Annotated in this window: 12 protein-coding genes; 7 read left to right on the forward strand and 5 right to left on the reverse strand. The window is 63.8% G+C overall.

What is annotated here, in order from left to right:
- Positions 1 to 11: 11 nt before the first annotated feature.
- Both rfbG and rfbF read right to left on the reverse strand, forming a co-directional pair.
- Positions 12 to 1,082 (reverse strand): CDP-glucose 4,6-dehydratase, encoded by a 1,071-nt coding sequence (rfbG, locus tag U0042_RS22870; RefSeq protein ID WP_114809000.1) that lies wholly within the window; start codon positions 1,080 to 1,082, stop codon positions 12 to 14.
- On the reverse strand, positions 1,082 to 1,852 hold the full coding sequence (gene rfbF / locus U0042_RS22875; RefSeq protein WP_114808999.1) for a glucose-1-phosphate cytidylyltransferase: 771 nt from the start codon (positions 1,850 to 1,852) through the stop codon (positions 1,082 to 1,084). The genes rfbG and rfbF overlap by 1 nt, the downstream gene beginning before the upstream one ends.
- Positions 1,853 to 2,493: 641 nt before the next feature.
- On the opposite strand from rfbF, the gene U0042_RS22880 reads away from it, so the two are divergent.
- The 3 genes from U0042_RS22880 to U0042_RS22890 are packed head-to-tail and all read left to right on the forward strand — an operon-like array spanning position 2,494 to position 6,378.
- On the forward strand, positions 2,494 to 3,453 hold the full coding sequence (locus tag U0042_RS22880; protein ID WP_114808998.1) for a UDP-glucose 4-epimerase family protein: 960 nt from the start codon (positions 2,494 to 2,496) through the stop codon (positions 3,451 to 3,453).
- 6 nt (positions 3,454 to 3,459) lie between these two features.
- Positions 3,460 to 4,491, forward strand: a complete 1,032-nt coding sequence (locus U0042_RS22885) for an MraY family glycosyltransferase (RefSeq protein ID WP_114808997.1) — start codon at positions 3,460 to 3,462, stop codon at positions 4,489 to 4,491.
- Positions 4,492 to 6,378 (forward strand): polysaccharide biosynthesis protein, encoded by a 1,887-nt coding sequence (locus U0042_RS22890; RefSeq protein ID WP_114808996.1) that lies wholly within the window; start codon positions 4,492 to 4,494, stop codon positions 6,376 to 6,378.
- Positions 6,379 to 6,426: 48 nt separating this feature from the next.
- On the opposite strand, the gene U0042_RS22895 is transcribed toward U0042_RS22890, so the two are convergent.
- Together U0042_RS22895 and bcsZ are read right to left on the reverse strand one after the other, a co-directional pair.
- Positions 6,427 to 7,536: an MraY family glycosyltransferase gene (locus tag U0042_RS22895; RefSeq protein WP_114808995.1), complete on the reverse strand. Its 1,110-nt coding sequence runs from the start codon at positions 7,534 to 7,536 to the stop codon at positions 6,427 to 6,429.
- Between the two features lie 30 nt (positions 7,537 to 7,566).
- Positions 7,567 to 8,670 carry a cellulose synthase complex periplasmic endoglucanase BcsZ gene (gene bcsZ, locus U0042_RS22900; RefSeq protein ID WP_114809478.1) on the reverse strand — a complete coding sequence of 368 codons (1,104 nt, stop codon included), beginning with the start codon at positions 8,668 to 8,670 and terminating at the stop codon, positions 7,567 to 7,569.
- A gap of 328 nt (positions 8,671 to 8,998) precedes the next feature.
- Between bcsZ and corA the strand changes: the two genes are divergently transcribed.
- The 4 genes from corA to U0042_RS22920 all read left to right on the forward strand — a co-directional run bounded on the left by corA (position 8,999) and on the right by U0042_RS22920 (position 13,839).
- Positions 8,999 to 9,976, forward strand: coding sequence for a magnesium/cobalt transporter CorA (corA, locus tag U0042_RS22905; RefSeq protein ID WP_114809477.1), 978 nt, complete (start codon positions 8,999 to 9,001; stop codon positions 9,974 to 9,976).
- Between the two features lie 309 nt (positions 9,977 to 10,285).
- Complete coding sequence (locus tag U0042_RS22910; protein WP_232833206.1) at positions 10,286 to 11,125, forward strand: glycosyltransferase family 9 protein; 840 nt, start codon at positions 10,286 to 10,288, stop codon at positions 11,123 to 11,125.
- Positions 11,122 to 12,048 (forward strand): glycosyltransferase family 9 protein, encoded by a 927-nt coding sequence (locus U0042_RS22915; protein WP_114808994.1) that lies wholly within the window; start codon positions 11,122 to 11,124, stop codon positions 12,046 to 12,048. The genes U0042_RS22910 and U0042_RS22915 overlap by 4 nt, the downstream gene beginning before the upstream one ends.
- A gap of 150 nt (positions 12,049 to 12,198) precedes the next feature.
- Positions 12,199 to 13,839, forward strand: coding sequence for a methyl-accepting chemotaxis protein (locus U0042_RS22920; protein ID WP_114808993.1), 1,641 nt, complete (start codon positions 12,199 to 12,201; stop codon positions 13,837 to 13,839).
- Positions 13,840 to 13,897: 58 nt separating this feature from the next.
- Here U0042_RS22920 and U0042_RS22925 read toward each other — a convergent pair whose 3' ends face one another.
- Positions 13,898 to 14,683, reverse strand: a complete 786-nt coding sequence (locus tag U0042_RS22925) for a Crp/Fnr family transcriptional regulator (protein ID WP_232833205.1) — start codon at positions 14,681 to 14,683, stop codon at positions 13,898 to 13,900.
- Between the last annotated feature and the right edge of the window lie 88 nt (positions 14,684 to 14,771).

Here is a 14,771-nt window from a genome sequence, read left to right on the forward strand (position 1 = left end):
GGGGGATAGCTTCAAGAATGAGTGTATTCGTCGATTTGGGCGAGCGTGACGGCCTTCATGTCTTCGTGACGAGCGGCAGCCTTGTACCACGCGACGATATTGTCCAGTGCGTGATCGAGATTCCATCTCGCCCGCCATCCGAGACGCGCGCGCGCTTTCGAACAATCGAGCTTCAGGTAGGTGGCTTCGTGCGGATGGTTACCGTCGTCCAGTTTCCATCGGGCACCTTCACCCCACTGGGAGGTGAGCCGCTCCACGATGGCTTGCACAGGCTGCGCATCGGAGTCGTTCGGGCCGAAGTTCCAGGCATCCGCGTATCGCGTACCTTCCGTGTAGAGCTTTTCAGCGAGGACGAGATAGCCGCTGAGCGGTTCGAGCACGTGTTGCCACGGACGAATGGCGTGCGGGCTGCGGATATGGACCGTCTCCCCGTTTGCGATTGCCCGCATGATGTCCGGAATGAGCCGGTCGGCCGCCCAGTCGCCTCCGCCAATCACATTGCCCGCTCGCGCGCTGGCCACCGCGACGCCATGCTGCTGATAGGCGGCCGGATTGAAGAAGGCGTTTCGATAAGCGGCCGTAACCAGTTCGGCGCAACCCTTGCTGCTGCTGTACGGGTCGTAGCCGCCCATCGCCTCGTTTTCGCGATAACCCCATTCCCACTCGCGGTTTTCGTAGCATTTGTCCGTGGTGACGATTACGACGGATCGCACGCCCGGTACGAGTCGAATGGCGTCGAGCAGATAGACGGTTCCCAGCACATTCGTTTCATACGTTTCCACTGGCGTGACGTACGATTCGCGCACGAGCGGTTGTGCCGCCATATGAATGACGATTTCGGGCTGAGCGGCCCTGATTGCGTTGAGCAATCGCTCGCGGTCGCGGATATCGGCGATGACCGACTCGATGCTATCGCCGGCTTGCGCAAGCGTGTAGAGGTTCGGCGTGGTTTCCGGTGCGAGCGCGTAGCCCGTGACCTCGGCTCCCAGGGCTCGCAGCCAGAGCGTGAGCCAGCTACCCTTGAAACCCGTATGGCCGGTCAGGAAGACCTTCTTGCCGAGCCAGAACGAAGCGTCCTTCATCACCAAACCTTCCACGGTGCCTTGCCGGATTGCCAGAGGTCTTCCAGGAGCGTTTTGTCGCGCAGCGTGTCCATAGGCTGCCAGAAGCCTTCGTGTTCATAGGCCGAGAGTTGCCCCTGGGCGGCGAGCTGTTCGAGCGGTTCGCGTTCCCAGACGCATTCGTCGTCGGGAATGAGATCGATAACCTTCGGCGAAAGCACGAAGAATCCGCCGTTGATCATGCCGCCGTCGCCTTTCGGCTTCTCCTTGAACGAGCTGACCTTGCGATCTTCGATATGCAGCGCGCCGAATCGGCCCGGCGGGTAGGTCGCGGTGAGCGTTGCCTGATTGCCGTGTGCCCTGTGGTACTCGACGAGAGAAGAAATGTTGATGTTGCTGAGACCGTCGCCATACGTGAAGCAGAAGGCCTCTTCGTCCTTCACGAAGTCTCTCACGCGGCGCAGCCGCCCTCCCGTCATGGTGGATTCGCCCGTATCCACCAGCGTCACCTTCCATGGTTCGGCGTACTGCTGGTGAACCTGCATTTCGTTGGTCCGCATATCGAACGTGACGTCGGACGTGTGCAGGAAATAGTTCGCGAAATATTCCTTGATTACGTAACCCTTGTAGCCGCAGCAGATGACAAAGTCATTGACGCCATATGCCGAGTAGATCTTCATGATGTGCCAGAGGATCGGCTTGCCGCCAATCTCGATCATCGGCTTGGGGCGATTGACGGTGTCTTCGGAAATTCGGGTTCCGAGTCCACCTGCGAGAATTACAGCTTTCATTGAAATCCTGTCTGGACGCAGTCGAAAATTCGGTGAGCAATGAGTGAACCGGAGGACGGTTTCGGGGCAAGTGCCCGCATTTGCCCGATGTGCCGCGAAGTCGCAGCCTGGGTCGTTCTGTTGGCTGCGCTGATGCCAGCGAATCGAATTACGGTAAAGATGTGACGAAATCTGACCGAATCTTACGATTTTAGCATGAGGGTCTCCGCGAACAATAGGGCGGCTTGACGCGCGCACTTGCGTGCCGACCGTTGCACCGCGACCCGATCTCAACTCCTCGGGTTCTTGCCACTCCACGTCGCAACACGTGGGCAACGGGCGTCCTTGTCCTTATCTCCTTATCCATAGACACTCTCGCGCACAGGTTCGCTCTCACGCTGTGTTGGTCTCATGGCGGCATGTCTACAATACGGCTGGTCGCGCTTCTGCCCAGCGCCCTGCTTTGAAGGAGTTTTGATGCCGGATTCGTTGCCACGGTCGCTATTGAGGTGCACGGCGCTGCTCGTGCCCCGGCAGGCACATAGGGAGAAGGCGCATCTTTTCGATCTTCGCTGCGAGGACTTGTTTTGTTTGTCGCCACGCTGGAGGGCAGCGTGGCCAGCAGTGCATAGGTTATTGACTTGCCGGTCTCGAACGCGCTCATGACCCAACACATCGCCATCACCGGAGCGAACGGTTTCGTCGGCAAAGCGCTGTCCCGTGTCTTGCTGGAGCGAGGGGACGTCGTGACGGGCATTGTGCGCCACCCGCAGTCCACATACAGTGGCGTTCGCGAGTGGGTCTTCGGCGCAGACGATTTCGACGGCATCGAAGATGCGTGGCCGTCGACGCTGCATTGCGATGTCGTGGTCCATCTCGCCGCGCGTGTGCACGTCATGAAAGAGGCAGTATCCGAGCCGCTCGCGGCATACCGGGCGACCAACGTGACCGGCAGCTTGCGCGTCGCGCGGGCAGCGCGTCGTGCCGGTGTTCGCCGTTTGGTCTTCGTGAGCAGCATCAAGGCCGTAGCGGAAAGCAGCCAGGACCATCCGGTCACCGAAACGGACCGGCCCATGCCGACCGACCCGTACGGCATTTCCAAGCTCGAGGCGGAGCGGGCGTTGCTTGAATTCGGCGCGCAATCGGGGATGGAGATCGTGATCGTGCGCCCGCCGCTGGTCTACGGCCCGGGTGTGCGAGCCAACTTTCTTCAATTGATGCGCGCCATAGCGAAGGGTGTTCCGTTGCCCTTGGGCGCCGTCACGGCGCGCCGCAGCATGGTGTTCGTCGACAACCTGGCGGACGCGCTTGTTCATTGCATCGTCGCGCCCGGTGCCGCGGGGCAGACGTTCCATGTCACCGACGGTCAGGATCTGACTGTGGCCGAGCTCGTAGAAGCGCTAGCGAGGCAACTTCACGTACCCACCCGGCTGATCCCCGTTCCCGTGCCGCTTCTGCGTCTCGCGGGCCGGTTGACCGGACGCTCTGCTGCCATCGACCGACTTGTGGGCGACTTGCGCGTGGATAGCGCACATATTCGCGAAGTGCTCGGCTGGTCGGCGCCATACACGGTCGAGCAAGGCCTGCTGGAGACCGCTTCCTGGTACGATTCAACGCGCTGACCTTACATGCAGATCGATTCTCTTTTCGCACCTCCAGTGCTACGCGCGCTCTTTGGGGCTTTGCTTGCATTAGCGCTGTGCGCGGCCATTCTGTGGGCGTTGCTCAAGACCGGTCTTGCCTGGCGACTCGCGACCGATATTCCAAACGATCGTTCGTTGCATACGAAACCGACGCCACGCATCGGCGGTTGGGGCATCGTACCGGTCTCGGTCGTCACGATGGCTGTCTTTGCGCCCACCATGTGGTTGCCGGCGCTGCTGGCTGCGCTTCTTGCAGCGCTTTCGCAAATCGACGATCGCCGCGGCTTGCCGGCGCGAGTGCGTTTTGGCGGCCACGTCGCCGCCGTTATCGCGCTGGTAGCGTCCTATCCGGCGGATGCGCCTTGGTGGGTGTTGGCCGCTATCGCGTTTCTGCTCGTCTGGCTGGTCAACCTGTACAACTTCATGGACGGCGCGGACGGCCTGGCCGGTGGAATGGCCGTATTCGGCTTCGGTGGATATGCCGTGGGTGCATTGACGGCCGTGCATCCGGATCTCGAGCTGGCGATGGGCTCCATTCTCGTGGCTGGAGCGGCGGCGGGCTTCCTCTTGTTCAACTTCCACCCGGCACGAATTTTTCTGGGGGATGCCGGATCGGTTCCGCTGGGTTTTCTCGCTGGAGCGTTGGGATACCTTGGCTGGCGCGGCGGCGTCTGGCCGCTCTGGTTTCCCGCGATGGCGTTTTCGCCGTTCATTGCCGACGCTTCTGTCACATTGCTCAAGCGCATCGCTCGCGGAGAAAAGTTCTGGCAAGCGCATCGCGAGCACTACTATCAAAGAATGGTGCAGGCGGGGTTCGGGCACGCGTCCACCGCAAAGATCTGGTACTTGTTCATGGGTGCCGGCATAATAATTGCTCTGTTCTCCCGAGGCTTTGCTCCTCTTTTCCAATGGCTTGCCGTTGCGGCGTGGGCGGGCGTGCTGGTTCTGGCCGGCGCGTGGATTGATCGACGCTGGCGGCGTTTGCCGCTCTCCGGGCGAACGCGAGGTTCTGCATAGATGAAAAGATTCAAGGCTCGATGGCTTTCGCTCAGCGCATTTGCGTTTGACCTGTGTGCCGTATCGGCGGCGTGGCTGCTCGCCTATGTCATTCGCTTCAACGGCCCCGTACCGGCTGAGTTCTGGAACAGCGGCTTGCACGCGCTGTTTTGGGTGCTCGTCATCTATGGCCTCATGTTTCGCGGTTACGGGCTGTACCGCGGCATGTGGGTGTTCGCGAGCCTTCCCGATCTCGTGCGTATTGCCAAGGCCGTATGCGTCGGCGCACTGGCGGTCGTGATTGCTTCTGCGCTGTTGCAGCCGAAGCCTGTCGTGCCCCGTTCGGTGCTGCTCGTGTCGCCTATGCTGCTGTTTCTGGCAATGGGTGGATCACGGGCGTTATATCGTGCTGCGAAGGAGTTCTATCGCTACGGCGGACTCGTCGGGCAGGGCAAACCGGTATTCGTGCTCGGCGCGGGAACAGCGGGCGCGAATCTCGTGCGGGAACTCAAACGATCCGGCGAATGGCGCCTTGTCGGCCTGCTGGACGATGACCCCGTCAAACAAGGACGTGAGCTCTACGGCTACCGCGTGCTGGGGCCCATTGGCGATCTGCAGAAAATCAGTTCCGGTCTGAAAGTCGAGCACGTGATCATTGCGGTGCCGTCGGCGTCGGTTGAAGCGCACCGGCGCATCGCGACACTGTGCGTTCGCGCCGGCGTGAAGGCGATGGTTTTGCCCGCGCTTACGCCGCTCACACAAGGACAAGCGTTTCTGTCGAGGGTTCGGCAGATCGATCTGGAGGATTTGTTGGGGCGTGATCCGGTGATGATCGATACCGTGCACGTGCAAGCGCTCCTCCGAAATCGCGTGGTGATGGTGACCGGTGCAGGCGGATCGATCGGTTCCGAGTTGTGCAGGCAAATTCTGCGGTTCGGCCCCGCGCAGCTCGTTGCCTTCGACATTTCCGAGTTCGCTATTTACCGGCTCAACGAAGAGCTCCGGGACAGGTATCCCGAAGTTTCGCTCGTGCCCGTGATTGGCGATGCAAAAGATTCGCTCCTGCTCGATCAGGTCATGGCGCGCTACACACCCCACATCGTGTTTCACGCGGCCGCATACAAACACGTGCCCCTGATGGAGGAGGTCAATGCGTGGCAGGCGGTGCGTAACAATGTCCTCGGCACGTACCGTGTGGCGCGTGCGGCTATCCGCCATGAGGTGAGGCATTTCGTGCTGATCTCGACCGATAAGGCCGTGAATCCCACGAACGTGATGGGCGCGAGCAAGCGGCTCGCCGAAATGGCATGCCAGGCGTTGCAGCAGACGAGTTCGCGTACCCAGTTTGAGACGGTGCGCTTTGGAAATGTGTTGGGTAGCGCGGGCAGCGTGATCCCGAAGTTCCAGCAACAGATCGCAAAGGGCGGCCCCGTGACCGTGACTCACCCCGAGATCACGCGTTTCTTCATGACGATTCCAGAAGCGTCGCAACTCGTGTTGCAGGCATCGAGCATGGGACAGGGCGGCGAGATTTTCGTTCTCGACATGGGTGAACCCGTGAAGATCGTCGATCTCGCCCGCGATCTGATCCGCCTGTATGGGTTCACGGAAGAGCAGATTCGCATTGCGTTCACGGGGCTGCGGCCAGGCGAGAAGCTCTACGAAGAACTGCTCGCGGACGACGAAACGACTACGCGCACGCCGCACCCGAAGCTGCGTATCGCGAAGGCGCGCGAGGTGCCGGACAATCTGCTCGACGAACTACTGCCGTGGTTGATGCAGCATCGCGTACCCGCCGACGACGAAGTTCGTCGCGACCTGCGGCGCTGGGTGCACGAATATCAGCCCACGGCGATGCCGGTGCTTGAAAGTGTCACAGAAGTCGCCCGGATGCAGGGGTTGCGTTAGCCAGGTGAAGAACGTGGAACCCGGGCGGGCGTCAGAACGACGGCGGGTTCACCGCTCGGCGTGATTCCTTCGCCTCACCACCAACCACCGCGGCACCTTAAACCTCACAATACTCACATAAAGCCACACATACGTAGCGGCAAACACCACCACAAACGCAAACAGGTGAACCGTATGCCGCCAGAACAGCGTCGCCGGAATCACGGCAATCAGGCAGAGCAGCCAGAGGTAAGGTGAAGTCAGCGAGTTGCGCCGCGTCAGCTCGCGTGCCGTACGCGCGCCCACGGCCCAGCGCATCAGACGCTTGTAGACGAGCATGTGCAGATGCACGCCGTCGGGAATCCCAGGCGACATACCGCGAACGAATTTCTTCCGGTAGATCGAGAAGCAGGTCTCGAAGATGGGGTACATGAACAGCAGCACTGGGTACCACGCCGACACGTCGCGGTTGCGCATCACCAGCATGATCGCGAGTTCGCCCAGCATGAAGCCGATGAAATAGGCGCCGCCGTCGCCCAGAAAGATCAGCCCGGCCGGGAAGTTCCAGATGAAGAAGCCCATCACCGCGCCCATCATGATCAGCGACGCAGACAGCACGACCGGGTCGTGCACCTGAAACGCCACGTACGCGAGCGACGCGAACATCATGAACGCCACCATCGACGCAAGCCCGTTGAAGCCATCGATGATGTTGATCGCGTTCGCGAGCGCCGCCACGGCTAGCACGGTCACCGCGCCTGAAATCAGCGCGTAGGTGAGCAGAAAGTCGAGCGGCGGCACGCTGATGCGCGTCACGGCGATGCCAAGCGCGAAATACGCGAGCGCCGCCGCGGCCATGGTGCAGACGAGCCGCGCGAACGGCGACACGCGTTTGGTCAGGTCCTCCACGAGGCCCGACGCGAAGGCGGGCAACCCGCAGGCGGCCAGCCCCAGAATCCCGCCGGACACGGCGGGGTAACTCACATACAACTGCGCGGCGGAGGCCACGAGTCCGATGAGGATGCCAGTGCCACCGATGCGCGGCACCGGTCGCGCGTGGAATTTCTGGACGCCCGCCAGGTCGCTGTCGGTGGAAAATTTCTCATGCAGATGCGCGTACCGCACGATCAGCAGCGTGATCAGAAACGAGACGATGAAGCCGAGCGCGAAACTAAGCATGAAAGCCAACCGGGGAGGGCAAAGGCGGGATTATACAAACCCGGCCGACAGCACCAGCTGCCCGTTCTCGTCGAACCGGTAGCGCCCGTCGGCCCAACCTTCTCCGAACAGCAGCAGCACGCGGTCGTAGTACGGCACGGCCGTCTTCGCTGCGCGCGCCGCGTCGAGCATCGACGCTATGCGTGCGCGCTGGGCGTCGAGCGCTGTGAGGTCGCCGCTTGCGCGGAGGTAGGGCAGCAGGGCGGCGGAGAAACCCACGGGGCCGCTGCCCACGAGCGTGCCCTCCGCGGTCGCGACGCGCTCCGGCGGACCGGCGTTCCCGTTCGACACGGCGCTGCGCATGCCGGCCAACGCGTCGAGCAGCGGTGCCGCCAGCGGGTCGCGCGGCGACGTCATGCCGGCCCACAGATACACGCGGATCGCGTCGTAGCTGCCCACGTCGCCTTTCGCGGGGTCCACGATGAAGCCTTGTCCCGCACGCCATGCGAGCCAGTCGGGCACGAAGCCGTGTGGCGAGGCGGCTGCGATCATGCGCACGGTGTTGTCGGCGATGCGTTCCCACGGACCGGCGGGGTCTTCGATCGCAAAGCGCCGCAAGAGCGGCAACGGCAGATAGCTGGGGTTCAGTCGCCACGTGCCTTCGGCTGGGGTGAAGCCGTGTTCGCCCGGCAGCAGCATGGGGCCGAGGCCCGGCAGGTCGGCCACCTCGCGCTGCGCGATCTGCGGGAGCAACGCCCGGCCGCTCTCCGCGTAGCGCCGTTCGCGCCAGAGGCGCCCCGCTTCGAGCAGCGCGTAGGCGATCCACGCATCGGCGTCGGATGCGGAATTGGCGTCCAGCACGCCGTAGCTGCCGTCGGCCTTGCGGCCCCATTGCCACGCGGGCAGGCGCGCATCGAGCTTGCCTTCGCAGAGATTGTTCGCGGTCCAGCCGAGCACGGTGTCGAAGGTCGCGCGGTCGTTGGCCACGAGCGCGAAGAAGAGCGCATACGACTGTCCTTCGGACGTGCTTTGCTGCTCAGGCGTCGTGAAGTCGATTACGCGTCCGTCGGTTTGTATCTGCGAGTCGACGAAGGCTTTCCAGTCGGGCCACGTTGCGTCGGCGGGCGAAGCGGCCCATGCCGCGCGCGGCAGCATGCCGTTCAGGCACAGCAGGGCGCACGCGCGCAGCAGATGCCGGCGCGATGGCGCGTGGCGTGCGCCATCGCGGGCCGTGCTTTGCGCGGTTGCCGTTGCATCGGCGAAAGAAGGGCGAAACGCCATCGGGGTAGGTCTTCGGTGCAGGACGATGACTGCGCGGCATGCGAAGCCGCCCGTATTGTGGCGCATGTTTGTGGCGCGCCGGCCGTTGCGGCGCAGCGCACGTTTCCGCAGACGCTCGGTATCATGCGCTATTCCCGCCCCTGTGAAGACGCGCGGCCCGCGGCGGCGTGGCGCGCACGAACGTTTTTCGGAAGGTAACAGCATGCTCGTCAATTGCGTGGCCTATCAGGAAGGCCGAAGGCTCGGCACGATCGATATCGAAGACGTCAGCGAGTACGTCAAGAAGCCCGACTGCTTCGTCTGGGTGGCGCTCAAAGACGCGGAGCCCGCAGAGCTCGACAAGATGAAGGAGGAGTTCAGCCTGCACGAACTCGCTGTGGAAGACGTGCGGAACCAGCATCAGTCGGCGAAGATCGAGGAGTACGGCGAGTCGCTGTTCGCCGTGCTGCACACGGTGGAGATGGACGACGACGGCGAACTCGTGATCGGCGAAGTCGATGTGTTCGTCGGGCCGAACTACGTGCTTTCCGTGCGCAGCCGCACGCGTCACGGTTTTCAGGCGGTGCGCGAGCGCTGCGAGCGTGAGCCCGAGTTGCTCAAGCTCGGTTCGGGCTTCGTGCTGTACGCGCTGATCGACCATATCGTCGATGGCTATTTCCCGGTGCTCGAAGCCATGGGCCTTCAGCTCGAGGAAATCGAAGACCGCATCTTCGAACGTCATGATCTTTCGGCGTCGCGCGGCATCATCGAAGACCTTTACTCGATGAAGCGCCGGCTCGTGGTGCTTCAGCATCACATCACGCCGCTGCTCGAAGCGGTGAGCAAGCTCACGGGCGGTCGCATTCCGCAGCTCTGCACCGGCATGCAGGCGTATTTCCGCGACGTCTACGATCACCTCGAACGCGTCGTGCGCGCCATCGACGGCCGCCGCGAAATGACGGTGACGGCGATCCAGGTGAACCTTGGCATGATCTCGCTTGCCGAGAACGAGGTGACCAAGCGGCTCGGCTCCGTGGCAGCGCTCTTCGCGGTGCCCACGATGATCGCGGGCATCTACGGCATGAACTTTCAGAGCATTCCGGAGCTGCACTACAAGTACGGTTATCCGGTCTGTCTTGCCGTCATGGCGGCCATCGACATCGTGTTGTGGCTGCGATTTCGCAAGGCGGGGTGGTTGTAACGCCGCGGTAGCGCCCTTGCCGCCCGCCCGTCTTGCGCCCGTGTGGGGAACGGAAATCTCCAGCAAGACAGCGTAACCCACGATTTGACGTTCTTCGGCAGCATACCGGTCCAGTGCAATTTGACTGGACCCACGCCATGACTTCCGGACCCGCTCGCCCGGAGAGTTCGCTCCCTGCCTGCCGTACTTTCGACGTTGCCGCGCCTGCGCAGGGGCGGCCCGCTGCCGCGTTCGTGATGTCGCCGGCACTGGGCGACACGCTGAATCTGCTCGTCGTCGCACATAACCTCGCACGTTCCGTGCTGGCGCGTGCAGATCTATGGCGATCATGCGCACGCGCTGGCGCACTGGTTCCCTCATCTTCCCACTTCGCGCGCGCTCGCAGCCGGCGCAGCCGTGCGGGCGCTCGAACCGTTTCAGGTTGTCGTGCAAATGCATCGCGACCGGCCGCTCGCCGATGCCGGCGCCTGGCACAAGGGCTTCGTTCATCTGCATGAGGCCGAGTACGCGGACAACGCCGACTGCATGGCGCAACGCTTTGCGGGCTTCGCGGCCACGCGGTTCGGGCTGCCGCGCGCCGTTGCGACCAACGGCATGCAGGCGCCGCCCGGACTGGTGTTTCGCCGCCATGCCAGGCGCGTGGCGATTCATCCGGAGGCGAGCAGCGCCGACAAGCGCTGGCCGCCCGCGCGGTTCGTCGCACTGGCGCGGCGTCTGGAAAGAGCGGGGTTGGAGCCCGTGCTCGTCGTGCACGAGCGCGAACGTGCGCGCTGGCCCCTGACGGGCGTCGCGATGCCGGTCCTGCGCTCGTTCGACACCACCACGGCGCTTGCCGACTGGCTCTACGAGTGCGGCTGGTTCATCGGCAACGACTCGGGCGTAGGGCATCTCGCGTCATCGCTTGGGGTGCCCACGCTTTCCGTGTTCCGGCGCAAGCGCGTCGCGCAACGCTGGCGGCCCGGCTTCGCGCCGGGAGCGATCGTCTATCCGCCGTGGTGGCTGCCCACGGCGGCACTGAAGGAGCGGTGGTGGCGCGAATCCATTTCCGTCGCGCGTCTTTTCTCCGCCTTTTGCATGCTCCGCACGCGCGTCGTGGCCATGAACGGCTGCGGTGCGCCGGAAGGCGCACGGCAGGAGGTCGGCACATGAAAGCGGCACTTGCGCGTGCGTCCTCGATTGCCGTCGTGATGTCGCCTGCCATCGGCGACACGCTGTTGACGATGGTGCTGGTCAACAACCTAGTACGAAACGGTCATCGGCCCGTGGTGTTCAGCTGGGTGGTGAGCGATCTTGCCGAGTGGTTCCCCGAGGTCGATGTGCGGCACGAGCGCACGTGCCGCGACACATTCGACCTCGTGATCGAGCTGCGCGCGACACCGTTCGGCACGTCGCTCGTGAGCCCAGAGGGCCGGCATTGCGAGCTGGTGCGTCTCGACGCCTTCCGCACACGTCGACACATGATCGACATGTTCCTCGCGGCTGCGCGCGACGGTTTCGGGCTCGCACGCATTACGCGCGAAAACGGCATCGCGATGCCTCATCACGTGCGGTTTCGTGTGAACGAGCGGCGTGTGGCGATCCACCCCACTGGCAGTCACATCGAGAAGATCTGGCCGCAGCGCAAGTTCGTGGCGCTCGCGAAAAAGCTCGTGCAGCGCGGCTATGAACCGACCTTCCTCGTCGCGCCGGCCGAACGCGATGCGTGGCAGCACGACCATGAGGCATCGCGCAGTCTGCGTTCGTTCGATCGTCTCGCCGACGTGGCCGCGTGGATTGCCGAGTCGGGCTGGTTCATCGGCAACGATTCGGGGCTCGGGCATCTCGCTTTGGCGCTCGGTGTGCCCACGCTCACGCTCTTCATGCGCCGGGGTATTGCGCTGACCTGGCAGCCGAAGTGGGGGCGCGGCGCCATCGTGCTGCCACGCAATCTCGTGGTGGGCGTATTGAAGGAGCGCTACTGGACCGTTGCGTTGAGTGCACGCCGCGTGCTGCATTCATTCGAGCAACTGACCCGCGGCGATCCGCACGGCTCACATAAAAACACGCTCACGACGTTCGCTGATCCCACATAGTGAGGCCGTGCGCTGCTGCGGCCTCGCCGCATCATGGATAGTCCCTATGCGCGGCGCTGTTCGCCGCGTCGTTATCCCGGACGGGAAGGTTTGCGTACCTTCGGAAACCGCAGACCGCCCACAGGAAGAAACAACGCTCCGGGGGACTTCATGTTGAACAACATCACCATTCGCGGTGGCCTGACGCTGGTCATCGGTGTCTTCGTCGCGTTCCTGCTGACCGTGATCGGCGTCGGCTTCGGCGCGCTCAAGCTCGCGAACAACGGCATCGAAGACGCGCAACGCAGTGCCGCCGCGCTATCGAGCCTGCGCACGAGTTCGGAGAAGCTGCTGCGCGTGCGTCTTGCGCTCGGCAGCTACGAGACGCTCTTCAGCGTCGGCAAGCAGACCGACACGCTGTTGCCCGCCGCGCACAAGGTGCTCGAAGACTCGACGCGCGAATTCCAGAGCTACGCTGCGGGTCCGTTTTCGAGCGACGAGGAACAGCGCCTCGCGCAGACGGTGGCCAAGGCGCGCGCGGCGCTCGTGAACGATGCGATCGAGCCTGAATTCAAGGCGCTCAACGACTACGACTTCACCACCTTCCGCAAGATCCAGGGCGAGACGGCCGACGGCTACTACGCCGCCTACGCGAAGGCCATCGACGCGCTCGACCGCGTGCAGGCCGACAAGGGCCAGCGCGAGGCGCAGGCTGCCGCTACGCGTTTTCGCCTGCTGACACTCCTGTTCGGCGCGATCGGCGCCGTGGGCGTGGCGATCGGGCTCCTGGCGCGCGTCGGGCTGTCGTCGGCGGTCATCAAGCCGGTGAATCGCACCATCGACCACTTCCGCAGCATCGCAGCCGGCGACCTGACGGTGAGCGTGCATTCGAAATCGCGTAACGAGATGGGGCAGTTGCTCGCGGCGCTCGCGCAGATGCGCGACGGACTCGTGGACACCGTCTCGAAAGTGCGCGGCACCACGAGCGCGATCACGCACGGCGCGAACGAAATTTCAGCGGGCAACGCGGACCTGTCGCAGCGCACCGAGCAACAGGCGGCCGCGCTGCAGGAAACGGCCGCGAGCATGGAAGAACTCTCGGCGACGGTGAAGCAGAACACCGACAACGCGCGTCAGGCGAGCCGTCTTGCGCAAACCGCGCTCGACACGGTGGTGCGCAGCGGCGACGTCGTCACGCGCGTGACGGAAACGATGGAAGGCATCACGGACTCGTCGCGCAAGATGGCCGAGATCATCGGCATGATCGAGGGCATCGCGTTCCAGACCAACATCCTCGCGCTCAATGCGGCCGTCGAAGCGGCTCGCGCGGGCGAGCAGGGCCGCGGCTTCGCGGTGGTCGCCGCCGAAGTGCGCAGCCTCGCGCAGCGCTCGGGCACGGCTGCCAAGGAGATCAAGGAACTGATCGGCGAATCCACGGCGAAGGTCGAGCAGGGCGCAACGCTCGTGGGCGACGCGCGCCGCACCATGCAGGACGCGATGGAATCCGTCACGCGCGTGACGAGCATCATGGGCGAGATCGAAGCGGCGGCGCTGGAGCAGAGCGACGGCATCGAGCAGATCAACAAGGCCATCGCGCAGATCGACGAGGTGACGCAGCACAACGCGGCGCTCGTGGAGGAAGCGGCGGCGGCCGCGAAGTCGCTCGAATCGCAGGCCGACGTGCTGCGCGAAGCGGTGGCCGTGTTCCGGCTTGCCGAGGGCGAGCGGCCGGCACGCACTGCTGTGGCGCCTGTTCGACCTGGGCGCAGCGAGCGCGGGCAACTCACGGGCGTGGCTGCGGCTGCCGTGTAGGCGTTCAGGCGCGGTTGCCTGAGACCTGCCTGCAATGGCAGCGGAGCGGATTGCCCGCCTAGATCTGCTCCCGCCCGAACGCGGCCAGCCTGCCGAGGTCGAGCACGGTGATCTGGTTGTAGGCCAGCTGCACGGCGCCCATGCGTTCCAGCGTCTGCAGCGCCTGATTGATGCGCTGGCGCGATACGCCAACCAGTAGCCCCAGCTCTTCCTGCGAAATCGCAAGCGTGGGGCCGGTGTCCGGATAGAGGTCCGGATTAAACAGCTGCGCCAAGGCCTGGGCCACGCGAGCGTCCACGTCGAGCAGCCGGCTGTTCTGGATCGACGCGATGAACTCGCCCATGCGATTGTTCAGCTGGCGGATCACGAATCCGTTGAACGGCAGGCTGGTATTGAGCAGCGTGTGAAACGTGGCGGAAGGCACGAACATCACGAGCGAGCGCTGGATCGTCACCACGTCGTACTTGCGCAGTTCCCGCTTGATCACGCTGCCTTCCCCGAACCAGCCGCCCGACGGCACGCCCGAAAGCGTGCAGCTGCGCCCGTCCGGGTTGCAGATCGCGAGCTTCAGCAGCCCGGTATGTACGCCGATCCAGTAAGCCGAGGGCTCCAGCCGGCGCGCCACCCATTCGCCCGCCTCGTGATACCGCGCCTCGCCCGTTTCCACCACGAGCGCCTGATGCTCCGGCGCGAGTGCGCGAAACCAGGCGCTGCGCGCAAAGAGCGCCGCGCGCTGCTCCAGTGACGCGAGCGGCTCAGTGGCGGCCGCAACACGGTCGGATGCGTCAGACGAAAGCCGTTCTTGCGGCAGATCATGATCCGGGTGGTTCAAAACGGCACTCATGGAGGGCGGTCCGTCAATCTGTGCGGGCGCGGCCGGCGGGGCGGCGCCCGATGGGCGAATCTGTCGCTTCGATGACAGACTCCAAAAT

This window comes from Paraburkholderia kururiensis, assembly GCF_034424375.1.
Taxonomy (GTDB): domain Bacteria; phylum Pseudomonadota; class Gammaproteobacteria; order Burkholderiales; family Burkholderiaceae; genus Paraburkholderia; species Paraburkholderia kururiensis_A.

Bases quoted from the DNA above. Each gene is read 5' to 3' on its own strand.
- bcsZ (WP_114809478.1), bottom strand. From the start codon at position 8,670: ATGCTGCCGCGCGCGGCATGGGCCGCTTCGCCCGCCGACGCAACGTGG.
- U0042_RS22890 (WP_114808996.1), top strand. From the start codon at position 4,492: ATGAAAAGATTCAAGGCTCGATGGCTTTCGCTCAGCGCATTTGCGTTT.
- corA (WP_114809477.1), top strand. From the start codon at position 8,999: ATGCTCGTCAATTGCGTGGCCTATCAGGAAGGCCGAAGGCTCGGCACG.
- U0042_RS22920 (WP_114808993.1), top strand. From the start codon at position 12,199: ATGTTGAACAACATCACCATTCGCGGTGGCCTGACGCTGGTCATCGGT.
- rfbG (WP_114809000.1), bottom strand. From the start codon at position 1,082: ATGAAGGACGCTTCGTTCTGGCTCGGCAAGAAGGTCTTCCTGACCGGC.
- U0042_RS22895 (WP_114808995.1), bottom strand. From the start codon at position 7,536: ATGCTTAGTTTCGCGCTCGGCTTCATCGTCTCGTTTCTGATCACGCTG.
- U0042_RS22915 (WP_114808994.1), top strand. From the start codon at position 11,122: ATGAAAGCGGCACTTGCGCGTGCGTCCTCGATTGCCGTCGTGATGTCG.
- U0042_RS22880 (WP_114808998.1), top strand. From the start codon at position 2,494: ATGACCCAACACATCGCCATCACCGGAGCGAACGGTTTCGTCGGCAAA.
- U0042_RS22885 (WP_114808997.1), top strand. From the start codon at position 3,460: ATGCAGATCGATTCTCTTTTCGCACCTCCAGTGCTACGCGCGCTCTTT.
- rfbF (WP_114808999.1), bottom strand. From the start codon at position 1,852: ATGAAAGCTGTAATTCTCGCAGGTGGACTCGGAACCCGAATTTCCGAA.
- U0042_RS22925 (WP_232833205.1), bottom strand. From the start codon at position 14,683: ATGAGTGCCGTTTTGAACCACCCGGATCATGATCTGCCGCAAGAACGG.